Source organism: Cryomorphaceae bacterium 1068 (genome assembly GCA_027214385.1).
GTDB lineage: Bacteria > Bacteroidota > Bacteroidia > Flavobacteriales_D > Cryomorphaceae > JAKVAV01.
Genome location: JAPVXR010000002.1, coordinates 1 through 25,376 on the forward strand (window position 1 = coordinate 1; position 25,376 = coordinate 25,376).

General features: G+C 40.4%; 20 protein-coding genes and 2 tRNA genes. 16 read left to right on the forward strand and 6 right to left on the reverse strand.

The genetic code is table 11. From position 1 onward, the window contains the following. A partial coding sequence (locus O3Q51_02740) for a hypothetical protein (GenBank protein MCZ4407711.1) occupies positions 1-1,406 on the reverse strand: 1,406 nt, incomplete at its 3' end. A gap of 137 nt (positions 1,407-1,543) precedes the next feature. Between O3Q51_02740 and O3Q51_02745 the strand changes: the two genes are divergently transcribed. After that, positions 1,544-1,617 (forward strand) — tRNA-Arg (locus O3Q51_02745). Positions 1,618-1,752: 135 nt separating this feature from the next. Then, positions 1,753-2,016, forward strand: coding sequence for a hypothetical protein (locus O3Q51_02750; protein MCZ4407712.1), 264 nt, complete (start codon positions 1,753-1,755; stop codon positions 2,014-2,016). Positions 2,017-2,271: 255 nt separating this feature from the next. Here the strand turns inward: O3Q51_02750 and O3Q51_02755 are convergent. From O3Q51_02755 to gltX, 3 genes are all read right to left on the reverse strand, one after another. Continuing rightward, positions 2,272-2,342: transfer RNA gene (locus O3Q51_02755), tRNA-Cys, on the reverse strand. 67 nt (positions 2,343-2,409) lie between these two features. After that, positions 2,410-2,772 (reverse strand): dihydroneopterin aldolase, encoded by a 363-nt coding sequence (gene folB, locus O3Q51_02760; GenBank protein MCZ4407713.1) that lies wholly within the window; start codon positions 2,770-2,772, stop codon positions 2,410-2,412. After that, positions 2,747-4,273: a glutamate--tRNA ligase gene (gltX, locus tag O3Q51_02765; protein ID MCZ4407714.1), complete on the reverse strand. Its 1,527-nt coding sequence runs from the start codon at positions 4,271-4,273 to the stop codon at positions 2,747-2,749. The genes folB and gltX overlap by 26 nt, the downstream gene beginning before the upstream one ends. 74 nt (positions 4,274-4,347) lie before the next feature. Between gltX and O3Q51_02770 the strand changes: the two genes are divergently transcribed. From O3Q51_02770 to O3Q51_02805, 8 genes are all read left to right on the forward strand, one after another. Further along, positions 4,348-5,178: a class I SAM-dependent methyltransferase gene (locus O3Q51_02770; protein MCZ4407715.1), complete on the forward strand. Its 831-nt coding sequence runs from the start codon at positions 4,348-4,350 to the stop codon at positions 5,176-5,178. A 59-nt stretch (positions 5,179-5,237) separates the two neighbouring features. Continuing rightward, on the forward strand, positions 5,238-8,597 hold the full coding sequence (locus tag O3Q51_02775) for a hypothetical protein (protein ID MCZ4407716.1): 3,360 nt from the start codon (positions 5,238-5,240) through the stop codon (positions 8,595-8,597). Continuing rightward, positions 8,597-9,040 (forward strand): ATP-binding protein, encoded by a 444-nt coding sequence (locus tag O3Q51_02780; protein ID MCZ4407717.1) that lies wholly within the window; start codon positions 8,597-8,599, stop codon positions 9,038-9,040. Before O3Q51_02775 ends, O3Q51_02780 begins: the two co-directional genes overlap by 1 nt. Next, complete coding sequence (gene ybeY / locus O3Q51_02785; GenBank protein MCZ4407718.1) at positions 9,040-9,462, forward strand: rRNA maturation RNase YbeY; 423 nt, start codon at positions 9,040-9,042, stop codon at positions 9,460-9,462. Before O3Q51_02780 ends, ybeY begins: the two co-directional genes overlap by 1 nt. Positions 9,463-9,483: 21 nt before the next feature. Further along, positions 9,484-11,373, forward strand: coding sequence for a tRNA uridine-5-carboxymethylaminomethyl(34) synthesis enzyme MnmG (mnmG, locus tag O3Q51_02790; protein MCZ4407719.1), 1,890 nt, complete (start codon positions 9,484-9,486; stop codon positions 11,371-11,373). Positions 11,374-11,405: 32 nt separating this feature from the next. Further along, positions 11,406-12,293, forward strand: coding sequence for a class I SAM-dependent methyltransferase (locus O3Q51_02795; GenBank protein MCZ4407720.1), 888 nt, complete (start codon positions 11,406-11,408; stop codon positions 12,291-12,293). Positions 12,294-12,450: 157 nt separating this feature from the next. Continuing rightward, a complete protein-coding gene (locus O3Q51_02800) occupies positions 12,451-13,998 on the forward strand; it encodes an aldehyde dehydrogenase family protein (GenBank protein MCZ4407721.1) in 1,548 nt (515 codons plus the stop codon). A 65-nt stretch (positions 13,999-14,063) separates the two neighbouring features. Continuing rightward, complete coding sequence (locus tag O3Q51_02805; protein MCZ4407722.1) at positions 14,064-15,299, forward strand: TlpA disulfide reductase family protein; 1,236 nt, start codon at positions 14,064-14,066, stop codon at positions 15,297-15,299. Between the two features lie 6 nt (positions 15,300-15,305). On the opposite strand, the gene rpiB is transcribed toward O3Q51_02805, so the two are convergent. Continuing rightward, positions 15,306-15,737 (reverse strand): ribose 5-phosphate isomerase B, encoded by a 432-nt coding sequence (gene rpiB / locus O3Q51_02810; protein MCZ4407723.1) that lies wholly within the window; start codon positions 15,735-15,737, stop codon positions 15,306-15,308. A 421-nt stretch (positions 15,738-16,158) separates the two neighbouring features. Here rpiB and O3Q51_02815 point away from each other — a divergent pair, with 421 nt between their 5' ends. The 3 genes from O3Q51_02815 to O3Q51_02825 all read left to right on the forward strand — a co-directional run bounded on the left by O3Q51_02815 (position 16,159) and on the right by O3Q51_02825 (position 21,044). Continuing rightward, positions 16,159-17,751 (forward strand): hypothetical protein, encoded by a 1,593-nt coding sequence (locus O3Q51_02815; GenBank protein MCZ4407724.1) that lies wholly within the window; start codon positions 16,159-16,161, stop codon positions 17,749-17,751. 66 nt (positions 17,752-17,817) lie between these two features. Continuing rightward, positions 17,818-20,274 (forward strand): PAS domain S-box protein, encoded by a 2,457-nt coding sequence (locus O3Q51_02820; protein MCZ4407725.1) that lies wholly within the window; start codon positions 17,818-17,820, stop codon positions 20,272-20,274. A gap of 11 nt (positions 20,275-20,285) precedes the next feature. Next, a complete protein-coding gene (locus O3Q51_02825) occupies positions 20,286-21,044 on the forward strand; it encodes a response regulator (GenBank protein MCZ4407726.1) in 759 nt (252 codons plus the stop codon). On the opposite strand, the gene rnr is transcribed toward O3Q51_02825, so the two are convergent. Then, positions 21,041-23,194, reverse strand: a complete 2,154-nt coding sequence (gene rnr, locus O3Q51_02830; protein MCZ4407727.1) for a ribonuclease R — start codon at positions 23,192-23,194, stop codon at positions 21,041-21,043. The two genes, O3Q51_02825 and rnr, sit on opposite strands and share 4 nt — an antisense overlap. 103 nt (positions 23,195-23,297) lie before the next feature. Between rnr and O3Q51_02835 the strand changes: the two genes are divergently transcribed. The 3 genes from O3Q51_02835 (at position 23,298) to O3Q51_02845 (ending at position 25,364) form a co-directional block, all read left to right on the forward strand. Then, complete coding sequence (locus tag O3Q51_02835) at positions 23,298-23,795, forward strand: ferritin (GenBank protein ID MCZ4407728.1); 498 nt, start codon at positions 23,298-23,300, stop codon at positions 23,793-23,795. A gap of 142 nt (positions 23,796-23,937) precedes the next feature. Continuing rightward, entirely contained in the window at positions 23,938-24,462 is a 525-nt protein-coding gene (locus tag O3Q51_02840) for a YfiR family protein (protein MCZ4407729.1), read from the forward strand. A 5-nt stretch (positions 24,463-24,467) separates the two neighbouring features. After that, positions 24,468-25,364: a hypothetical protein gene (locus O3Q51_02845; GenBank protein MCZ4407730.1), complete on the forward strand. Its 897-nt coding sequence runs from the start codon at positions 24,468-24,470 to the stop codon at positions 25,362-25,364. Positions 25,365-25,376 lie beyond the last annotated feature (12 nt).

A 25,376-nucleotide genomic window follows, 5' to 3' on the forward strand; every position in this document is an offset into this window, starting at 1 on the left:
TCGGCATATCCGTTGGTCATCCACAGGTTATTGTCATCGTCTTTTACGACATCCGCAACGCCAACGAAACCTTCGCCTTCGGGAAGAGTGAATTCTTCTCGAACCTCAAGACTACTGTTGTTTTCGTCGTAAACGGTTAGAATTTCTCCTCCTTCTGCGGTAAGCATTCCACCCAGCCAACTTCCAACATAGGCCAGATCAGGATTATCAGGATCCGGATAGGCCACGGTGACATCAGAGATTCTTTCTTCTGAAAAAACAGGAAAATCTTTCGGCATGTAGTTCTCCCATTCTCCGTTATAAAATTTATAGAACCCTGCCTGAAGAAAAGTGTTGTTCCAGTTTCCGGGATGCTGAGGGAAGCCACTCGCCACCCAAAGTCTTCCATCAGCTAATTCGAGTTTAAATGCACTATTGGTTCCGGGGCCGGATACTCTGATAAATTCAAAGCCGCTATCCTGATTGTACCTGATAAGTCCTGAACGCGAATCTGCAATCCAGAGATCTCCCATCTCATCATAAATAGCTTGAGACGCAAACATTGACACATCGTCTCCGTAATTGCTAATTCGATACAATATAGACCCATCCGGATTTTTTACATCGATAAAATAACTTGTATTGAGGGTCAATCCTGCAGGAGATTCGGTGAGCTCAACAATATCGTCGATAGGATTAATGTTCATCCAACCTTCTTCTTGACGCGCATAAACTCCTTGCTCCTCACCTTCACGGATATTGATGTACAATAAGTCTGCAACTGCAGAAACGTTCTTAACCGGACCAAAAGGAACCGGGATAGAAAGATCTTGGATCCAATTGGCGAAAACGGTTAAGTCTGTATTTAGCGAGCCCCTGAAAAGACCATCATCCGTGGCAGCAAACATGGAGTCATTGAGCACGGTCACTTCATTTATCGAAGGAGTCCCCGTAGCAAGAAGCTGATAGGTATCACTCACCTCAAGTCGATCGAGGTTAAAAGAAATGATTCCCACTCCTGTTGAAATGTACGCTTGACTTCCAAAAAAGTAGATGTGTCGAATGGACTTATCCCCTATTACGGAACTATTCTTAACTGCAGGAAAATTAGTGATCGTTTTGTTTTGGATGATGTCCAAATTGCCATTTTCATAACCCACTATCACTAAACCTCTCTCCTCATCGGCTTTAACCGCCGTGATACCTATATCAGATAAGCCATTGACCTTGCTTATGCGGGTAATATCATTGTTGACTTTGTTATACACGAAAACCGCGTTATCACACCCGACGAATACCTCATTGCCTAAGAGGTCGATATGAAGGGCATTATTGTAGTTCAGGTGGTCTCTCCATGTACCTATTTGGGCAACAGCGGTGAGGGAAATAATTGAAATCAAAAGGGATAATCCTAATCGGGGAAGCATCAAATAAACATTCATCAAAAACCGGTTGAGTCAACTAAACGTGAAAATTATCAAAATCATACACAGAAAAGGCTTGTTATTCATTAATTGTTGGACTCAAGATGCGCCAAGTTCAGTAAACCCATTAAATTTGCAACGGCCCGGTAGTTCAACTGGATAGAATATCAGATTTCGGCTCTGATGGTTGGGGGTTCGAATCCCTTCCGGGTCACAAGCAAAACCTCTCTGAATATTTCAGAGGGGTTTTTTTATCCCAAGCTTTTTTCAATAAGGTGATTGCCGATTATCACAATTCAACGTGCCTCCTGCATTTAGTTCTCTATTTTGGGGCTTAAAATCTAATACTATGATAGATCAACCTGAAAAAACTGAGAATCCTCAGTCCGTTACAGACTGGGTTATTACCCTATTAATCACTTATATTCCATTGGTCAATATTATAATGCTACTTATTTGGGCCTTTGATTCTGAGACTCCTTTGAGTAAGAAGAATTGGGCTAAAGCACGATTGATTTGGGTATTGATCGGAATCGCAATTTCTACGATTTTCTTCACGATTTTCGGAGCAGCCATGCTTGCCTCAGGAGTTTTTGATGCTGCGAATTACTAAGCAGGAGAAGTTTATTATGTCCTCTTTTTGAGTTGATTATGACATTTACGAAAAAAGCTCGCTAAGAAATGATCTTTGGGTTTTTTGAGTTTGTGAGCGGATTACTCATTTTCGTATTGGCTTTCAGCGGAAATTCGTGAGTTCCTCCCTACCGGTCGTCGGTTCGAACAGGTTCTCATACGTTCGCTCACAAATACGCGGTGAACGAAAAATACGGCAAAAAGAAAACCCTGCTGATGCTCAACAGGGTTTCAGAGGTCGCGAGCGGATTTGAACCGCTGTACGAGGTTTTGCAGACCTCTGCCTAACCGCTCGGCCACGCGACCATTTTTAATGGGTTGCCAAAAGTATGCATTTCATACGCCAATTACCAAGAAGAGGTTGCTCTTTTCGTCAACCTTCTATTCGGAAGGTAACTTCCGCCACATCTCCGTTGATTGGCGGGGCAATTTTACGGACGCATACCCCCGCTTTTTTTATCCTGGAATCCGATTCCTTTATTCTGGTGTGAATGCGGTGAGCTACCTGCTCAATCAACTTTGAGCGAACAGCCATCTCCTCTTTCACAATTCGATTCAAAAGAACGTAATCAACCGTATCAACCAAATGATCAGTTTCGAAAGAACCGGATACATCGGCATCAACAAAGAGATCGACAATGTAGTTCCCCCCTATTCTTTCTTCCTCAGCCAAGCAGCCGTGGTATCCGTACACTTTTATTTCACGAACCTCAATTCGCTGCAGATCCCAACTCACTGATTCCTTTTTTGATTCGGTTCAAACACTCCTCTTTTCCCAAAAGCGCCATAATGTCAAACATGGATGGGCCCATTCCTTGCCCTGTAATCGCTAAACGAAGGTTTGGCAACACACGTCCCATTCCTAGTTCAGTTTTTTCCAAGTAATTTTTAAAAGCAGCCTCGCAATTTTCAGCGTTCCAGTCGCTAATAGCACTGAAATCTGCCATCAAATTCGCCATCACTTCAGGTGTATCCTCTTTCCACTTTTTTCTAGCCGTTTTCTCGTCATATTCAGCTGGGGCTTCAAAAAGATAGCTTCCATTTTCTACTATTTCCGGTAAAAAAGAGGCTCTCTCCTTCATCAATCGACTCACTTCCGAGAGATATTTCAGGTCCACATCGTATCCCTTCTCTTTCGCCAGTGGCGCTATTAACTCACCAAGCTCCTCGTCGCTTTTCGCCCGTAGGTATTGCTGATTGAACCATTTCGTTTTGTTTGGATCAAATTTGGCTCCTGCTTTTCCCACTCGTTCTAAGCTGAAGGCTTCGATCAATTCGTTCATGGAGAAAATTTCTTGAGGGGTCCCCGGATTCCAACCAAGCATCGCAAGCATATTCACAAATGACTCTGAGAAGTATCCATTTTGTTTGTACCCGCTCGCCTTCTCACCCGTTTTGGGATCAGTCCACTTCAGTGGAAAGACCGGGAATCCTAATCGATCCCCATCGCGTTTGCTGAGTTTTCCATTTCCATCAGGTCGTAAAAGCAACGGTAAGTGGGCAAACTGCGGTGCTTCCCAACCAAATGCATCATATAGTAACACATGAAGCGGAGCCGAAGGAAGCCACTCTTCACCACGAATCACGTGTGTAATTTCCATCTTATGGTCATCCACAATGTTGGCCAAATGATATGTAGGCATTCCATCACTCTTGAAAAGCACTTTGTCATCCAGTTGTGTGGTATTTACTACCACCCATCCACGAATAAGGTCGTTGACGCGCACATCTTCTTTTCGCGGCATCTTGAACCGAATTACATACGGATGTCCTTCTTCCAAAAGCTTCGCCACGTCTTCCTCACTCAAGGTGAGAGAGTTGCGCATCGATTCTCTGGTAATGGCATTGTATTGAGGAGAAGCGACTTTCGCTTTTTTCAGCCTTTCGCGCATTGCATCCAACTCATCAGGCGTATCAAAAGCATAATATGCATTGCCTGATTTTAACAATTGGTCTGCGTATTCGCGATACATGGCTTTTCGCTCACTCTGACGATAAGGGCCAAAATCACCACCAAATCCAGGACCTTCATCGGGAGTCATCCCGCACCAAGCCAAGGCTTCTTTGATATAGTTTTCAGCACCTGCAACGTATCGGTTTTGGTCTGTGTCTTCAATTCGAAGAATAAAGCTTCCACCATTTTTCTTGGCGAAAAGATAATTGTACAAGGCCGTGCGAACACCCCCCATGTGTAATGGGCCGGTAGGGCTAGGCGCAAATCGAACGCGAACTTTCATGCGTGGTTTCTTAATTTGGCCGCAAAGATAGGCCAATTGACCGGATTGGAATTGAAACTACCTTTGTTGCCTTCATGACTTCAGACTACGAATTAATCGATTTTGGAAACGGCCGAAAACTCGAGCGTTTTGGCGCCATAATTCTGGATAGGCCGGAAATCCAAGCTACGGGTTCGCCTGTCCTAAATTCAAGTCAATGGCAAGAGTTGGCTTCCGCCAAATTCGCAGAGACCACAAAAACAAAAGGGAAATGGATAAAGCAAGGCTCCGTTCCCGATTCTTGGGAGTTCTCATTTAAGAATGGAAAAAAATCATGGAAGGCCTTGTTGGGATTAAGCCCCTTCAAGCACATTGGTTTATTTCCAGAACAGGCGGAGCATTGGAAGTATTTAATGAACAGTATAATACCCGGAAATCGCGTGTTGAATCTCTTTGGTTATACGGGAGCCGCCAGTCTATGCGCTGCTTCAGCCGGTGGCAACGTATTTCACGTAGACTCTTCCAAGTCAATCGTCAACAAAGCGGCTGAAAATGCCGGTGCGAGCGATATCGGTGGAATTCATTGGGTAGTTGAAGATGCGCTGGCTTTCGCCAAAAAAGAAGTGAAACGCGGAAACAAATACGACTTTATCATCATGGACCCTCCCGTTTATGGAAGAGGTAAAAAAGGGGAGCATTGGAAGCTGGAAGATTTATTGCCTGATTTGGTAAATACTGCTTCGATGCTTCTTTCGAGAAAAGGAATTTTGATTCTGAATACCTACTCACCAAAAATCGAAATTGACGATATGGTTAAACTTGTGAGTGATTCTAAATTAAGGGTAATTAGGAAAGGGTGGCTTTCCGTTTCAACACGAACACGAAAGCTCAATCTTAGCCGTTTTGTGATGTGCGCTTCTGCTTAACAATCCTTAACTTGCTCGATTATCACTTTGGATAGTTCAAAGCGTTTATTGTAATAATCATGGCAGATTCATACAAGAGTTTGATAGAGAAGTTGGACGCGTTTATTCGCAGGTACTACCTGAACGAGATGATTCGCGGTGGATTGTACTTTCTAGCAATTGGTATTAGCGCTGTTCTTGTGGCATCAGCGCTCGAGTATTTTGGCCGGTTTTCAGGCGCCGTTCGCGCAGTGCTTTTCTTTACACTGCTGACGGGTTTTCTGATATTACTCGTTCGAAACCTGATTATTCCAGGGCTTAAGCTATTTCGACTTGGTTCCATCATTACACATGAACAAGCGTCTTCAATCATTGGAAAGCACTTTCCTGAAGTCAAGGATAAATTGCTCAATACACTTCAACTTCACCGACAAGCTGAAAAGTCAGGAATTGATAATTCACTGTTAATAGCTGGTATTGAGCAAAAAACCTCAGAGTTAAAGCCCGTTTCGTTTCAGTCGGCTATCAACTTATCGGACAATAAAAAATATTTGAAATATGTCCTTCCCCCTGTTGGATTGGCCATCATTCTTCTGGTGATTTCGCCAGCCATTCTGACCGAAGGAACACAGCGAATCGTCACTTACAATCAAGATTATGCTCCAAAGGCGCCATTTGAATTTAGCGTGCTGAATGAGTCTCTTGCTGTTCCGGGAAATAAGGATTTCACCCTCGAAGCTACAGTGGACGGAGACTACATACCTCAAACCGTAAAAATAGAATTGGGTGGAAAAGCCTTTCGGCTGAATCACGAAGGTGGCGGTCGTTTTTCATACACGTTCAGAAATGTGCGAAACGATGTCCCATTTCGATTTTTCGCCGATGGTTTTTATTCCTCTGATTATTTGATTTCGGTGCTACCACCTCCTGTGGTTCGACAGATGAAGATTGAGGTGAGCTATCCGGATTACCTCAAAACAGAAGATGAAACCTTCACGAATCGCGGAAATATCCAAGTCCCCGAAGGAAGTCAAGTTGCTTGGAAGTTCAATACTGAGAATACTGAAAAACTCTACTTTTCCATTGGCGATTCAGCAATGACTCCACAGGTTGGTGAAGAGGGTGTTTTCATCTTTTCAGATCGAATGTTTCGATCTGAACCCTATGCCATCAGTGCGTACAACGCGAAAGCAGGGTCTGCAGATACCGTGACTTATAGACTCGATGTCGTAAAAGATGCCTTCCCGAAAATTAATGTTGATGAGACGGTAGATTCCACAGATGAACGCCGAATTTTCTTCGGAGGGTCTGTTTCAGATGATCATGGGATCAAACGTTTGTTATTCCACTATCAAGTGATTTCGGCTGAAGGGGAGCGAAAATCTCATCAAGAGGCGCTACAAATCAATGCTTCTGAAACACAAGAATTCTTCCATTACAAGGATTTTAGCGAGTCTATCAAAGCAGCAGGGGAGTCGGTTGAGTACTATTTTGAAGTCTGGGACAATGATGGCGTTAACGGAAGTAAATCAAGCCGTACAACCAAAAAAACATATCAAGCCCCGACTGAGAATGAGCTTGATGATGCTCGCAAGAAGAGTTCTGAAAGTGTCAAAGAACAGCTGGAAAAAAATATAGAGATGGCTTCTGAACTCCAAGATGAATTGGAGGAACTGAACAAAGAGCTACTCAAAGACAAGGAGCTTGATTGGCAGGACAAGAAACGAATAGAGGATTTGCTCGATAAACAGAAAAAGCTCGAAAACAATATCGAGTCTATGCGCAACGAGCGCAAACAAATGCAGCAGAAACAGGAGAATTACCTTGAGACCAACGAACAAATATTGGAAAAGCAGCGGCAGCTGGAGAAGATGTTTGACGAACTAATGAGCGAGGAGATGAAGGAGATGTACAAGAAGATGGAGGAGATGATGCAAGAGCTCGATCAAGAAAAATTGATGGAACAGCTTGAAAACATGGAGATGAGCGCAGAAGAGTTGGAGAAGGAACTGGATAGAAATTTGGAAATTTTCAAGCAACTCGAAGTGGAACAAGAGTTTGAACGTTCCATGGAAAAACTCAAGGATTTAGCTGAAAAGCAAAAGGATTTAAGTGAAAAATCGAAGGATAAAAACGAGGACAGCGAAAAGCTAAAAGAAGAACAAGAAAAACTTAACGAGGAATTTGACGAGCTACAAAACGACTTGGAAGAGCTCAAAGAAAAGAACGAAGAACTAGAGCAGCCATTTGAGCTACCTGATACGGACAGTCAGGAAGAGAGTATAGAAGAAAAGATGGAGGAAGCCTCTGAAAAGCTAAATGAAGGGAAAAAGAACAAAGCTTCGGAATCTCAAGAGGGGGCTTCTGAGGAGATGGAAGATTTAGCGAATCAAATGGAGGGCGCCATGCAGTCAGCTCAGGCTCAGTCGGCTCAAGAAAACATGGAAGATCTTCGTGCACTTCTGGAAAACGTGATTCAATTGAGTTTTGATCAGGAAAGCGTTATGGAAAATCTCAAAGTTCTCGAAAGAGATGATCCCGCTTATGTTGAAGCAGGAAGAAAGCAACGAAAGATAAAAGATGATAGCCAGATGGTAGAGGATTCCTTATTTGCCTTGAGCAAAAGGGTGCCTCAAATAGAATCAATAGTAAATGAAGAAATTTCTTCGATCAATCAAAATATCGGCAAGGCTCTGGAAGATATTGGTGAGAGGAGAACCGCAAATGCTACCAGTCGTCAGCAATATGTAATGACTTCCTACAATAATCTGGCTCTTCTACTCGACGAGGCATTGAAACAAATGCAGATGGCTATGGCCAATCAAATGCCTGGAAAAGGAAATTGCGAAAACCCCGGAGGAAAAGGAAAAACTCCTTCACCAGGAAAAATGGGTAAGATGCAAGACGAAATGGGCAAGAAATTGGAGGAGATGATGAAGCAAATGGAGAAAGGCCAACAGAAGGGTGGGCAAAAACCAGGAGCTAAACCAGGCATGGGAAATCAAGGAATGAGCAAGGAAATTGCAAAAATGGCTGCAGAACAAGCAGCCATAAGAAGAGAAGTAGAGCGTATGGCCCAAGAACTTAACCAAAAAGGAACGGGAGAAGGAAAAGGTCTTCAAGATATTGCTCAGGAGATGGAAGAACTCGAGAAAGACTTGGTTAATCAAGAGCTTACACGGGAGTCTCTCAAGCGTCAAGAGGATATAATGACCCGACTTTTAGAATCAGAAAAAGCCATGAGGGAAAGGGAATACGACGATAAGCGAGAAAGCAACACTCCGGGTGCATACGAACCTAGTAACCCCGAGAAGTATTTAGAGTATAAGAGGCAGAAATCACGTGAGGTTGAACTACTGCGAACGGTTCCGGCAGATTTGAAGCCATATTACCGAGACAAGGTGAATGATTATTTTCTTAATTTTGAGATTGACAATTGATGACTACTACCGAATCAGCTAAAATGGAAACCATAGAGTTTGTTTCAAAAGGTGAGAATATCACCATAATCGAGCGCCTAGTCGATGACTTGTGTGAGAAATACCATATTCAGGAAGAACACTATGGAAACATATTGATCGCCCTCACAGAGGCAGTCAATAATGCCATTTATCATGGGAATAAGCAAGATCCCGATAAAAAGGTAGTTGTGAAATACAGAGCTGACGAAGATCAATTCAGTTTTATCATCGAAGATGAGGGGCCTGGATTTGATTTTGAAAACGTTCCTGATCCAACTTCACCTGAAAACATCGAAAAGCCAAATGGCCGAGGAGTCTTTCTTATGCGCCACCTCTCTGATGACATTAGTTTCGACGATGACGGGCGCATTGTAAAAATGGATTTTAAATCCCTTTCAAAGCCTGTTTCGATAGATGCTTAATGGCACCCGTCCATTTCCATGCTGAACACCCTGATTACCATTTTGATCGCCAAGACGACATAAGCGAATGGATTCGTTTGTCCTGTAGCAAGGAAAATGTTCAAATCGAACAACTCGATTTTATTTTCTGTACAGATGACGACCTCTTGGAGATTAACAACAAGCACCTGAATCACAATTACTTAACTGATGTTATTACTTTTCCTTATTCGGAAGGAGAGCTGATAGCAGGTGATATTTTCATCAGTATTGATCGAGTTAAGGATAACTCCTCGGACTTAAATACGGATTCGTTTGATGAGCTCTGCCGAGTGATGATTCATGGAGTTTTACATCTTTGCGGATACCACGATAAGACCGAGCAAGAGCAAGCCATAATGCGCAATAAAGAGGATTATTACTTATCTTTGCGCTCCTTTTAATTTTTTGATTTCTACCAACTTATGCTTCAGAAATACGATGTAATTGTCGTGGGCGCAGGACATGCAGGAAACGAAGCAGCCGCGGCAGCAGCCAATTTAGGATCCAAGGTCCTGATGGTGACGATGAATATGAACACCATTGGGCAGATGAGTTGCAACCCTGCCATGGGTGGAATTGCAAAGGGCCAGATCATACGTGAGATTGATGCTCTTGGCGGTTACTCAGGAATTGTGAGTGACAGAAGCGCTATCCAATTTCGAATGCTGAATCTTTCCAAAGGTCCGGCCATGTGGAGCCCGCGGACTCAAAATGACCGCATGCTTTTCGCTTCAGAATGGCGGCAAATGCTCGAACAAACTCCTAACGTAGATTTCTTCCAAGATATGGTCCAGGAAGTCTTAATCGACGAAAATGGGAACATCAAAGGTGTAAGGACAGGCTTAGGAATTGAAATAGAAGGGAAGTCAGTGATCCTTACAAGTGGTACCTTCTTGAATGGGTTGATTCATATAGGCGACAAAAATTTCGGTGGAGGTAGAGCAGGAGAGAAAGCCTCTTTTGGAATAACAGAGCAATTAGTGAAATTAGGTTTTGAGCACGGAAGAATGAAAACGGGCACCCCCCCAAGACTCGACGGTAGGAGCCTGGATTATTCCAAAATGGAGCTTCAGCCAGGGGATGATATTCCTGGTAAGTTTTCTTTTAGCAATACAAAGCCGATAACAACTCAGCGACCCTGCCATATTACTTACACGAATCCTGAAGTTCACGATATATTACGATCAGGGTTTGATAAATCACCCATGTTCAATGGTCGAATAACAGCTGTTGGACCTCGATATTGTCCTTCGATTGAAGACAAGATAGACCGGTTTGCAGAGCGCGACAGGCATCAGCTTTTTGTCGAGCCCGAAGGTTGGGATACTGTAGAGATCTATTTGAACGGATTCAGCTCAAGTCTGCCAGAGGAGGTCCAGCTAAATGCACTGCATAAAATACCGGGATTGGAGAATGCTAAGATTTTCCGACCTGGATATGCGATCGAATACGACTACTTTCCACCTACGCAGCTTAAGCATACACTGGAAACTAAGCTTGTGAAGAACCTTTTCTTCGCTGGTCAAATAAACGGAACAACTGGTTACGAAGAAGCGGCTTGTCAAGGATTAATGGCAGGTATAAATGCGCATCAAAACGTACAGGAAAAAAATCCTTTCATTCTAAATAGGAGTGAGGCGTATATCGGAGTGCTCATTGACGACCTTATCACCAAAGGTACTAAAGAGCCCTATCGTATGTTTACTAGTCGAGCGGAATACCGCATACTTTTAAGACAGGATAATGCCGACATGCGTTTAACCCCAAAATCTCATGAGCTCGGATTAGCTTCTGCAGAGCGCATGAACGAACTCGAAAAGAAGCAGACAGAATACCACACTTTCTCGAAGTTGATGGAGAAAACAAGCATTTCACCTCAACAGGCAAACAAGATTTTAGTAGAAAACAATTCTGCCGGTTTAAAGCAGAAGGTTAAAATCAAGTCGCTCTTGTCTCGTCCAAATATTACTCTTTCACATCTTTTACTCATGTCAGAAGAACTGAGAAAGCATGAAGAGAAAAGAATAGGTGAGGTGGGAGTTTCGATCTGGAATGAGGTAAAAGAAAGTCTGGAAATTGCCGTTAAGTACGAAGGATATATTGCTAAAGAAGAAGAGATGGCAAACCGAATGAATCGCCTTGAAGACATCCATCTTTATGCGGACTTTGATTATTCTTCTATCAATTCACTCTCGGCTGAAGCCAAAGAGAAACTCGCGAAAATAAAACCTGAAACAATAGGTCAAGCCTCAAGAATTAGTGGGGTATCACCCAGTGATATCTCTGTCATCATGATTCATTTGGGCCGCTAGTTCCACGTGGAACAAAACACTTCAAACTAAAAATGTCTCAAACTCTTTTAACCACTTGTCCGATTTGTAGAAGCGATAAGCTTTCGGAAAAAGAGACGATTGTTGATCATTCCATATCACACGAAAGCTTTCAATTATACCAGTGCGGAGCATGCAAGTTTCTATTTACAAATCCCCAACCTGATAAAGAAAGTCTTTGGAAATATTATGAAAGCGAAGACTACGTTTCCCATAGCAGGACTACTAAGGGATTCATAAACTTCTGGTATCGCCGAGTTCAACAGCTCAATTTGCATCTTAAATATAAAGCAGTATTCCCAAATGCTCCACGTGGAACATGGTTAGATTATGGAGCCGGGGCGGGGGATTTCGTTAAGTATATTGAAAACAAAGGTCTCGCTATTGAAGGACTTGAACCAAGTCAAACAGCTCGCGATAATGCTCTATCTAATTCCGTAAAACTGCACGACACCTCATACGTTCATGAGGTGATTAACGAGAGCATAGCTTGCATTACTTTATGGCATGTTTTGGAGCATATTCCAAATTTCATGGAAGTAATTCAAGACCTTTCCAAATTGATAATTCCCCGCGGCATACTCGTTCTTGCTCTTCCAAACTATCAATCACTGGACGCAAAAATCTACAAGACCCGATGGGCAGGTTATGACGTACCAAGACATCTATGGCACTTCACTAAAACAGATATTGAGAACCTTGCTGAATCATTCGATCTTGAATTAATTAATACGAAAGGGATGATCTTCGATAGCACATACGTTTCTCTTCTAAGTGAAAAATACCAAAACGGAAATAGACTATCAGGAATTTTAAACGGTATGAAGTCTAATGTCTCTGCGATGAGAAAATCCACTCCATACTCCAGTCAAATTTATATTTTGAGGAAGAAAGGCGTTTAAACAGCCAATTTTCATTTATCACCTCCAGGTAGTCTCTTACCCTTCAGAAATCTAAATCATCTCTCTATTAAGAGATAAATATATCTCATTGATATTCAATACTTTAAAAAGTATTTAATTTCGACAAGACTCACTACCTTTGCAAAAAACAAACATCATGTCATCTACAACACTTACTGACACCAATATTAAAGACATATTAAAAACGCTCGGAGTCGAAGAAACCAATCATGGATGTTCTACCGGACGAAATAGTTTTGGTTCAGGACCTACGATTAATTCAATCTCTCCAGTCGACGGACAACTCATTGGCCAAACTACTTCAGGTACCAATGAAGATTACCACGAAGTAGTGAACACAGCCAAAGCCGCATTTAGCGAATGGCGTATGAAGCCTGCCCCCCTTCGTGGTGAGATAGTTCGGCAATATGGAAACAAGCTCAGAGAGTATAAGCAAGAACTTGGAACTTTGGTCTCATATGAAATGGGAAAATCACTTCAAGAAGGCTTGGGAGAAGTCCAAGAAATGATCGATATATGTGATTTCGCTGTTGGTCTCTCACGTCAACTCCATGGACTTACCATGCATAGCGAGCGATTTAAACACCGGATGTACGAACAATATCATCCTCTGGGAATCGTAGGAGTTATTTCTGCATTCAACTTCCCCGTTGCTGTATGGTGCTGGAATTCTGCACTAGCTTGGGTTTGTGGAGATGTCTGCATTTGGAAACCATCTGAAAAAACTCCACTATGTTCTATTGCTTGCCAAAATATATTTGCTGAGGTAGCCAGTGAAAACGACCTTCCTGAAGGTTTGAGTTGTATAATCAATGGGGACTATAAGGTTGGGGAATACATGACAGCTGACAAAAACGTTCCTCTTGTCTCAGCAACCGGTTCTATTAGAATGGGGAAAATCGTTGCACAGGCAGTAGCTGCACGCTTAGGTAAATCACTTCTTGAACTAGGTGGAAATAACGCCATGATCATTACTCCAAATGCAGATCTAAAAATCGCCATCCCCGGTATCGTATTCGGTGCAGTAGGAACAGCCGGTCAGAGATGCACCAGTACTCGAAGGTTAATCATCCATGAATCAATGTATGATAAGCTAAAGAATACATTGGTAAAAGCCTACGAACAAGTCAAAATTGGTAATCCCTTGGATGAAAAAAATCATATGGGCCCACTAATCGATTCAGATGCGGTTAATGCTTATGAAGAAGCTCTGGCTAAGGTTAAAGAAGAGGGCGGAAACGTTATTGTTGAAGGAGGAATTCTTGATGATTTAGGAAGTGATTGCTACGTAAAACCAGCAATAGCAGAGGTCGAAAATCACTTTGAAATCGTTCAGCACGAAACATTTGCTCCTATACTTTACATTATGAAATACAGTACTATAGAAGAGGCAATAGCCCTACAAAATGGTGTTGTACAAGGACTATCATCCGCTATAATGACTACAAATATGAGAGAAATGGAAGCCTTCCTTTCTCATGAAGGTTCTGACTGTGGAATTGCCAATGTGAACATTGGAACCTCCGGGGCTGAAATAGGTGGAGCATTTGGTGGTGAAAAGGAAACAGGCGGTGGACGCGAGTCAGGCAGTGATGCTTGGAAAGTTTATATGCGTCGTCAAACCAACACCATCAACTACAGTGATAGTCTACCTTTAGCTCAAGGCATCAAATTCGATTTTTAAAAACAGATTGAATTAAATTTAAGTTAAAAGGCTCCTAAGTGGAGCCTTTTTTATCTTTAGCTCGAATGAAAAAAATTCTAACACTCGGACTAATACTATTCTTTCTTTCCTGCGGAAAGAAACATCCTAATGTTGCTAAAAATCGAATAAACCTCCCTGCAACATCATGGCGATTTACATTGGATCTGAATGGAGATTTACTCCCATTCAATGGTACCTTTTCTGATATAAAGGATTATTCAGCAACGTTGACTCTTATTAATGCGGATGAAGAAATAGTTATTGATGATGTTCAACTTCAAAATGATTCAGTTATCGTTCCATTGCCATTCTTTAATACAGAGATGAAATTGAGTATTGAATCTCCATATATGCTATCTGGCGTATGGACCAATAATGATAAAGAGAATTACCATATTCCGCTGAATGCCGAAGAAGGACAGAATTTCAGATTTACTCCAACAGGGTCTGACCGAAACGTGCCATCAAAGTATTTCGCTAGATTCGAATTAGGCACTGAGACAGAATATCCCGCCATTCTTATTTTAGAGAATAATAGAGGAAACTTGACCGGAACTTTTCTAACTGAAACCGGCGACTATCGTTACTTGGAAGGAAATGTAATGAATGGGTCAATTCATTTAAGCACTTTCGATGGGAGTCATGCATTCTATTTCAGAGCAGATATCAGCGGAGATTCACTCATTAACGGCCTTTTTAAGTCAGGTAGACATTATCAAACCAATTGGGAGGCTGTTGCTGATTCAGCTTCCGAGTTGAAGAATCCTGACGAAATATCTTTTGTTATAGAGGATCAACTATTCGATTTCGAACTACCCAATCAGGACGGTGAAATAGTAAACTGGGATAAGTCACACCTAAACGGAAAAGTGGTGGTTCTAGATATTATGGGTACCTGGTGCCCTAATTGTATGGATGCATCGAGGGCTTTAAAAGAATTATCTAAGCCATATTCTGAAGATGATTTGGTTGTTCTTCCCGTCTTATTCGAATACCAAGACGATTTAGCGAAAGCAAAAAATGCGTTTTCAAAATACTCTGAAGAACTAAATATTCCTGAAAAATTTCTTTTTGGAGGTCGAGCCAGCAAAAAAATTGCGAACGAAAAGTTTCCTATGCTAAATTCAATTAGCTCCTTTCCTACTTTGGTTTTCATAGGAAGAGATAGACACGTAGCCCAAGTATATACAGGCTTTTATGGACCGGGAACAGGAGACTACTACACCGATTTCATAGAGAGTAAGCAAGATCTCCTTCAGACATTAGTGAACAACAAATAATTCTTGTTAAGTACAAGGAATTTGGTCTACTCTCCTTTTGTGGCGGCCTCCTTCGAATTCTGTACTTAAAAAAGCATCAACTATTTCGAGCCCTTTTTCATCAGAAATAAATCGAGCTGGTAAGGCTACTATATTAGCGTCGTTATGAGCTCTGGCTAATTCTGCCAATTCAGTATCCCAACAAATAGCGCACCTTATATCACTGTGCTTATTCGCTGTCATTGCTACACCATTTGCACTTCCACATATTAGTATTCCCAGTTCAACAATGCGTTCAGATACAGCATCAGACACTGCGTGAGCAAACGGGGGATAATCCGTGCTCTCGTCGCTGTAAGGACCCATATCCTCGACTTTATGATCCTGATTTTCTAAATGCGAAATCAAGACCTTTTTCAGATCATATCCTGCATGATCACCACCGATTGCAATATTCATTAATGTAGTTTTGCTCAAAGATAATCATCGGAAGCGTGGTTCGTTTTTCAACAATGAAGAATTTATGATTATACATTCACTAGTAAATACTGACTTCTATAAAATCACTTTTCACCGGTGGAGCTGTGAATAGAGCTCATATGATGTGAATAGATTTCAGTAAGTTTTTTGACTTCGTAATTCAATTTGACTAATGCAGATTGTTATTCTCATATCCAAGAAAAAGATGCAAGAGAATTTCACTACCGGAAGGTGAACTCATCAACACTAAAATCAATGATCAACAGTGTGAAGTATGAAGAGGGAATACAGCGAGCAAATTGTTAATTAATATGTAATGCCTTCTATTCAAACATATTCCGTTATTAAAAACGTTAACCAGCTGTTATTAACTTTGGAAAAGTTACTTATCCTACTAAATATGAAATTCAATTTCAACAAGACTAACAGCTATAATACATATGCTTTCTTTTCAATTAATAAAACAATAGTAATAGTATGGAGTCTGATTTTGACAATGGTTCAAATTTCAGACCTTAGTGCTCAAGATGGCGAATATACTACGTACTACTACGACGATGGAAGCGTTTCCTCAGAGGGCCATTTGTTGGATGGGAAACCAAATGGATATTGGACCACTTACTATCCGTCAGGACAAGTCAAAAGTGAGGGAAACAGAGCGAACTTTCAACTCGATAGCATTTGGGTATTTTACAATGAAGAGGGAGAACTTTCGTCTAAAATCACTTACGATCAAGGTATTAAGAATGGTGAGGTCTTGACGTATCAAAACGGTGTTTTGTATGAACGTGCTTTCCTGAAAAATGAAAAAAGGGTAGAAGTTGCCGAAATTTACTTTCCCACAGGAGAAATTCAGAAGCGAATTCCGTACGAAAATGACCTCGAAGAAGGAGAAGGCTTTGAATATGCCAGAGATGGACGAGTGATTACACTTTTGAAGTACAGGGAAGGATATTTAAAAACAGCGGAAAGAATCAATCGATTTGACAATAAAGGTAAGCGTCGTGGAAAGTGGATTACCTTTCATCCGAATGGAGGAATTCATGTAGAAGGTACTTACATGAACGACAAGAAGAACGGCATTTTTAAAACATTTGATAAACGCGGAGATTTGCTCACTCTGGAAAAATACCGTGACGACCGATTGGTAGTCGACTCGGAAGAATCTGTTATTCTCGATTTGCGAAATAGTTATTATCCCGATGGAACGATCAAATCTACCGGAGGCTATGTAGATGGGATGAAAGAAGGTACCCATCGGTACTATGACAATGAAGGAAATATTGAAGGAGCTGAAATATATAGCCGTGGCGAAAAGACAGCTGAGGGGATAATTGATGAAAAAGGCGATTACCAAGGAATATGGAAGCTCTATTATGAAACGGGAGAGCTTAAAGCGGAGGGAGAGTTTGAAAACAGTGATCGAATAGGAGAGTGGACTTTTTACCATAAGAATAGTGAAATCCAGCATCGGGCAAAGTATCTAGAAGGTCTGCCACAGGGCAGATGGACTTGGTATTTTGAGAATGGGAATCTACGTCGTGAGGAGTATTACAGACGAGGAAAAGAAGATGGAGAGTCTATCGAGTACGACATTGAAGGGAATGAAATTTCCAGGGGAGAATATGTCAGTGGATACAAAGAGGGTGAGTGGTTTTACCATGTGGGAGATCATACGGAAAAAGGCTCATACCTGGATGGAGAGCGCAATGGAGAGTGGATATACGAATATCCCGAGGGTGAGCTCAATTATGAAGGAGAGTACGCTGTTGGCCTTCCCATTGGAAAACATAAATGGTACTATCCAAACGGACAACTTAAAAAAGAAGGTAAGTATTCCAGTGGTGTGAGAGTAGGTACATGGAAGACCTATGATGAGGATGGACTAACGGAATTAATTGTGAAGTACAAAAATGGCCAAGAAGTAAAAATCAATGGCCGAAATGTCTTTAATGAGTCTTCACTCGAAAGTGAAGAAGAACTTTCAAATTGATCTTTATATAACGACATTTGAAGGAGTTCATTGTTTGAACTACTTTCTTCTTTATAACTTTCAACCTTGGATAGAATACTCACTACAAATGCAGATAATGATTTGGTGATTTTTCAGAGTGTTCTGGAATTGAATAAGGATGGTATTGTACAGCAATGTTTAGGTAAGAATTGCAAGTGCAAAGGAAAAAGAGGTGAATTCGTTTTAGATACAGATGATCCAAGTGTATTTAAAGAGTTTTTTAACCATCTGAAAAACAGCGAAGAAATTGGTTTAGAGTCTTATTTCACAGGTAAAAAAGGAAATTTCATAAAACTCACCTTCATGGGAAGGCGAGAGGATAACTATATCCTTATCCAGTCAGAATTTGATAAAGATCAATCAGGTTTTTTATCAGATCATAGCTCTGATTTGGTTCACATAATTGATAGAGAAGGATATATAATATTTAAAAATGGCAAATGGAAGGAGAAGTTCGGGTATGAATCTCAGAAAATAAATATCAGGGACATATTACTTCTTGAATACAAAGATTCATACGCTTCTTATCTCGCGAATAAAGATAAGTCTGATTCAAATGAGCCAAAAGTATTGGGTTTTAAAACAGAATCAGGCGACAACATATTTGTAGAGTCCAAGAGTCAGATAAAAATTGTTAATGGGAAAACTGCACTTGTTTGCGTTATGCGAGACGTTACTCATGATGTATCTAACCTGCAGCAAGTGAATGATCAATCGGCACGTATTAAGGCTATTTTCCAAACCAGGAATATTCTCTTCTGGAGTGTAAATAAAAATAAGGCCTTAACGTCATTTAATGAAGCCTATTCAAAAACGATTCAGAAGCATTACGGAATAACACCTGAAGTCAATCCTGATTTAGATTTACCAAAGAAAAAGTTTGCCTCCGATGACTATCATTCCTTTTGGGATAAAAAATACGAACAGGTATTTAACAGCGGTGAGGGAATCAATTTTCTAACAAAAACAAGTGATAAAGGTGGTAAGTATTTTTACAGGGATATTTATCTGAATCCAATCATTTCTCAAGGAAAAATAAGAGAAGTTGCAGGATTAGCAATGGATGTAACTGATCAAAAGCTAACCACGAAGAAGAATTATGAGCAATCAAAAAAGATTAATACAATCTTTAATGCAGCTAATCATATGATATGGTCAGTGAACGATTCATACGAATTAACATACTTCAACGAATTTTACAATAAACAAGTCAATAAGCGTTTTGAAACGAAGATTGAGTTGGGTCATAAGGTATATGAGTTGGGAGAACAAGTTGATTCGGAAACCCGTGAGTTATGGATAGATCGCTACAAAAGAGCTTTTAAAGGAGAGCAAATAAGGTTTGAAACAGAGTACACTAATACTGCGGGAAATGAGCAGACTGCAGAGATATCCCTCAATCCTATTTTTGACGATGAGGGACATATAATTGAAGTAGCCGGAATATCTCAAGTAGTAACTTATAAAAAGGCAGCTGAAAAAAGGCTCAAAGCACAAGCTGCAAAAATTCAAGCGATTTTTGACAGTACGGCCATGCTTATTTGGACGGTGGATAAGGATTATCACATTGTATCGTACAACAAAATTTTCGCTGATCAACACTTCAAACTACTAGGAAGAGAAGTGAGTATAGGTAGTAACTTCTTAGAGTTATTGAAAAAGCATTTAAGAGAAGATGCTTACGAAGATCTGTGTGATTATTTCAAGGGATCATTTAAGGGTGAAAAACAGCAATTCGAAGGAAGACTCTTCGATAAGGATGGAAATAAAGTATGGATGGAGACCTTTTTCAGTCCTATTTACGGGGATGACAATAAGATCAAGGAAATATCATGTTTGTCATACAATGTGACTGATAAGAAGATCATTGAACATCAAATGCAGGAATCCATAAATGAAAAGGAAATCTTGCTGCAAGAAGTTCATCATAGAGTAAAGAATAATCTTCAAGTAATCAGCAGTATCTTAAACCTTCAGACTTCTTATGTCAAGGATGAGAATACCTTGAATATTCTTAGAGAGAGTCAAAACAGGATAAAGTCTATGAGTTTTATCCATGAATCATTGTATCAAACTAAGGATTTTTCAGGGATAGAATTTGGAGGTTATTTACTCTCATTGGCCAATAACTTAGTACATTCATACAGTTTGGAGGTAGGTTTGGTAAACTTGAGAACAGAATTTGATGATACATATCTCTCTCTCGATCAAGCTATACCGTGTGGACTTATTGCCAACGAGCTTATTTCAAATTCTCTGAAGTATGCTTTTAATAAAGGTCAACAAGGAGAAATATTCGTCTCAGCAACACAAAAAGGATCGAAAGTAACCCTGATTATTTCTGACAATGGAAAGGGACTTCCTGAAGGGTTTGATTACGAGAATAGCGACTCATTAGGTCTGCAGCTTGTATACACACTTAAAGACCAGCTAGATGCTTCTATTCAGGTATCTACAAATAAGGGTACCAAATATTTAATTACTTTTGATAAACAGTCTTGAATTAACACATTATGGCCAAAACGAACATTCTTGTAGTAGAAGATGAAAGTATCGTTTCCAAAGATATTCAGCATAGCTTAAAGAAGCTGGGCTATAACGTCTTGGGTGCTTCTTCTACCGGAGAAAAGGCCATTGAACTTGCTCTCGAGTTAAAACCTGATCTGGTTTTAATGGATATTATGTTGAAAGGAAAGCTTACCGGAATAGAAGCGGCTGAAAAGATAAAAGAGTCACTCAACATACCGGTTATTTTCTTAACAGCTTACGCAGACGAAGGTACCCTTGCCAAAGCGAAAGTGACTGAACCATACGGTTACATCATTAAGCCTTTCAAAGAGATTGATATCCACACCTCTATCGAGATGGCTATCTACAAGCATCAGAAAGAGAAAGAATTAAGAAACGAAAGAGACCTCCTCTATTCAATCGTTGAAAACAAGGAGAAAGATGCGGATGACTTCATTTTCGTAAAATCAAATTCGAGACTGGTACGGTTAAAAACAGCCGATATTTATTTTGTCGAGGCATTGAAAGATTATGTTGTTATCAATGCATTAAATAGCCGATACACCATTCACTCTACGATGAAAGACATAGAAAAGAAATTGTCTTCTGAAGAATTCATCAGAGTGCACCGCTCTTTCATCGTTAGGATGGATAAGATTGCTGCCATTGAGCAGCCTAATTTGATTCTCGAAAACGATAAAAAAGTAATTCCCATCGGTGGCTCATATAAGGATGAGCTGCAACGACGGATCAACTTGGTTTAAATCATTCTGAAGTCGAGCTGTTTCTGAATCAGATCTGCCCCGTGTACTTTCACATTCACCTTATCACCAAATTCAAAAACCTCTTTGTAGCGCTGACCTATTATCTGGTTTTTTCTGTCGTCAAATCGGTAGATATCATCATCCATAGAACTTAGAGGAATCATTCCTTCTACTTTAGTGCCTTCCAGTTCCACATAAATTCCCCATCGGGCTATACCACTGATATGGCCTTGAAAGTTTTCTCCTATTTTATCAAGCATAAACTCCACTTGCTTGTATTTGATCGATGCCCTTTCTGCTTCCGTCGCTTTCTTTTCTCTCTCAGATGAGTGCTTGCATTTTTTTTCCAAATCATCTTTTTTCGCCGAGGTTGCACCATTGGAATAGGCCTCTAGCAGACGGTGTACCATTACATCAGGATATCGTCTAATCGGTGAAGTAAAATGGGTATAATAATCAAAAGCCAACCCATAGTGTCCAATATTCTCTGTCGTGTAAACGGCTTTTGCCATCGTGCGAATTGCCATAATTTTGATGGCATCTTCTTCGGGTTGATCTTTAACTTGATGCAAAAGATCGTTCAATGCGAAAGAAGCGTTTTCAGGCTTGGTACTTTTTAATTTGTAACCAAGCCTTGAAACAAATTCTTTGAGTTTAAAAAGCTTTTCAGGATCGGGTGTGTCATGTACTCGATATACAAAAGTTTTAACCGATTTGTTTTTATCAGGTTTACCTATGAAAGCAGCTACTCGTTTATTAGCCATCAGCATAAACTCTTCAATGAGCTTATTGGCCTCACGCATTTTCTTTTCAAAGACACCTACAGGCTTACCTGATTCATCCAATTGGAACTTTACTTCCACCCCACTGAATTCAAGTGCCCCGCTTGAAATTCGAGCTTTGCGGTATCTTGATGCCCATTTTTGAAAAAGAAGGATATCTTCTTTTAGAGGATGTGTCGTATCAGCACCTTCAATTATCGCTTGTGCATCTTCATAAGTGAAGCGATGATCACTTTCGATGATGGTTTTTCCAAACCATTCATCCATGATTTTTCCGTCTTCAGAAATCTGAAAAACAGCCGACATACAAAGCTTCTCCTCGTTAGGTCTCAAGGAGCAAACATAATTTGACAACACCTCTGGAAGCATTGGTACTACTCGGTCTACTAAGTACACGGAAGTGGCTCTTTTTAGCGCTTCTTCTTCCAGTTCTGATCCGGGTTTTACATAGTGAGAGACATCCGCAATATGAATTCCCACTTCGTACGTGCCGTCTTCGTTTGAATTGATGCTCAAGGCATCGTCAAAATCCTTTGCATCGTCAGGATCAATGGTAAAAGTCGTATGTTTTCTGAAGTCGCGCCTTCTCTTTATTTCTTCTTCGGAGATAGTGACATCTACCTTTTCGGCGGCATTGAGCACAGAGTCAGGAAACTCGAAGGGGAGATCGAATTCTACCAGAATAGCATGCATCTCCACCTCATTTACTCCTGGATCTCCCAATACGCTGATGACCTCGGCTTTTGGAGACTTTTCTCCGTCTTCCCAATCAACTAATTGGACAATGACCTTTTGACCATTGCGCGCATTTTTTGTTTTTGATTTGTCAATAAAGAAATCGACGTGAATTCTGGAATTGGTAGGAACAAAAAAAGCATGATTCTTTGAAAGCTCGATGATACCTACATAATTCTCCGCTTTTCGCTGCAAAATATTTATCACCTTTCCTTCAGCTTGCCCGCGATTTAAGCCGATAATAGCAATTTCTACTAAGTCTCCATGGAGCGCCTTACCAGTATTCTTCTCCGATATAAAAATGTCTTTTTCATCTGTCTCAGGTATGGCATAAGCTGATCCTGATTTAGTGAAGTCAAGAGTAGCTCTTAACTGAGCCATCTGGGATGGATGAACTTGGAACTTTCCTTGAGATACCTGCATCAGGAGGTCTGATTTTACGAGCTCATCTAAGAGCTGTACGACAGATCTTCTATCATTGGAATTTTCAATTCCAAGTCGGGCAGAGATTTGTTTATAGTTGAGGTTTTTTTCAGGCATCCCACGGAGGAGGGCCATTATGTTTCCCCTTAGTTCACTTTTAGAAAATGAACGACCCTTCTTAGGTATGAATTTTTTCTTCTTTTTTCCCATTGAGTTGGTGAAGATAGATATTATTAAAGCTTATCATTTCCGCAAGCACCCGAATGGATCAACTGCATACTATTCGATTATATTTGCTAAAAAGTACAAAAGTATGTTGTCAGAAAAGATCCAAAAAGCACTGAACGGTCAAGTAGAAGTAGAAGCTTCATCCTCTCAATTTTATCTAGCCATGGCATCATGGGCAGAGACGAACGGTTTAAACGGTGTTGCTAAGTTCTTGTACATGCACAGCGATGAAGAGAGACAGCATATGATGAAGCTCATTAAATACATTAATGAGCGCGGTGGAAAGGCTATCGTTCCACAATTGTCTAAACCACCTGAAGACTTCGAATCAATCAATTTTATATTTCAAACCCTCTTTGATCACGAGGTAAAAGTTACTGGCGAGATTAACGCGGTTGTGGAACTGTGTCTGACAGAAAAAGATTATACCACTCATCATTTTATGCAGTGGTATGTCGCAGAGCAGATAGAAGAAGAAGCTTTGGCAGCAGATTTGCTAGACAAGTTAAGACTTATTGGTGGAGATAAAGGTGGGTTGTACCTGTTTGATCGAGATCTGGATTCTATGAGCCCTGTTGAATAAGTCTTTTGAATTAGAACAAAATCAGTTGATTTACGTAGAGTGAATCGTAGTAAACGCTTAATACTTGAAAACTCCTTAAACATCCTTCCAAAAAGCGTGATTTTTAAGGCTATACTTCGCCATTCTTTGGCAAAGAGTTAATATGAAGAAATTTACCCTGTTTCTTTCAGTCATTATGTCTCTCGTTATTCAGGACCCTCAACTCCCTGAAATGAACGAGAAGGATGCAGGTGCAGCTATAAAGGCGAGTTATCTCTACAATTTTGGAAAATACATTGACTGGCCTGAACAAGAGAAAACAGGAAACTTCATAATTTCTGTGATGGGTGGTGATAATCTATATCAAGAGTTGGTGAAGAATTACAACTCTAAACAGATTGGACTACAACAAATTGAAATAAGAAAACTTTCAAAAACACTTAAAATCAGTGATTGCCATATAATTTATGTTGGTAAAGAGAGCCAAGATTTGCTTCCCGAGATCGCTGAAAAATTCAAGAATACACCAACTCTTATAGTGAGTGATGGAGAAGTTACATTGGCAAGGGGATCTGCCATAGCATTCATTTGGAACGAAAACAATTGGCTCTTTGATCTTAAAACGTCAAATGCACAATCCCTTTATATTGGTTCAACCCTTAAAAGCCTGGCCAGAAAGGTCGAATGATAATTATGATTCGTTTTTTCACAATATTGTTCCTTTCTTTTATACTGCAAGCTCAGTCTTTCGGTCAGTCGGTCGATGACTTGGTACAAACAGCCTATAAACTCCAAGTAGCCAAAAATCATGAAGAGGCTATGGACGTCATCAATAAGGCTCTTGAGGCTGATGGTGGTGAAAAGAGCGAACTCGTTTGGCACGTACGTGGCTTCGTATACAAAGACTTATTTGTCAAATATCGTTCTGAAGTAGAGGGCTCAAACTACAGAACGGAAGCTGTTAGCTCATTCTTGAACTCAATTAAATACGACAAGGATGGCAGACTCACTGATCAAAATGAAAAAGCACTTAAGTATTTAGCTGTGTCTTATTTTAACGACGCCTCTGATGTGATAAAAGAACACTCATCAGAGAGGATTGATTTAGCTGACAAGTATTATCAAGACTACCGCGATATTATTCTTGAACTAAACTCTGATACATCTTTGGTTGAAAAAGATGTTGAGTATTATTTGGCTATGTCCACTGCGCATAGAAAAATTTATGAATCGGATAGAGTCGAAAATGACGCCCATTGGGAAATGTCAAACGAATACATGAACAAAGTGTTGGATCTGGATCCTAACAGTTTTGAAGCATGGTTTTCTAAAGGAGTATCTTATTACAATCGGGGTGCGTATAATCTTGAAAGATTGCCATACGTCGATATTTATGATTTGTATCAGATCCAATCAGAAAGTATGAGAAGTATTGAGATGGCCTTGCCTTTTATGTATAGGGCTTATGAGATTGACTCCACCAAGATTGATGTGATCAGAGCACTCAAGATCATTACTTTTAATTTGAATAAAGAAGAGGAAAGCGATCGCTTTCAACAGTTGATCGAAGAATACGGTAACGATAAGTAGAACTAGCTTTTA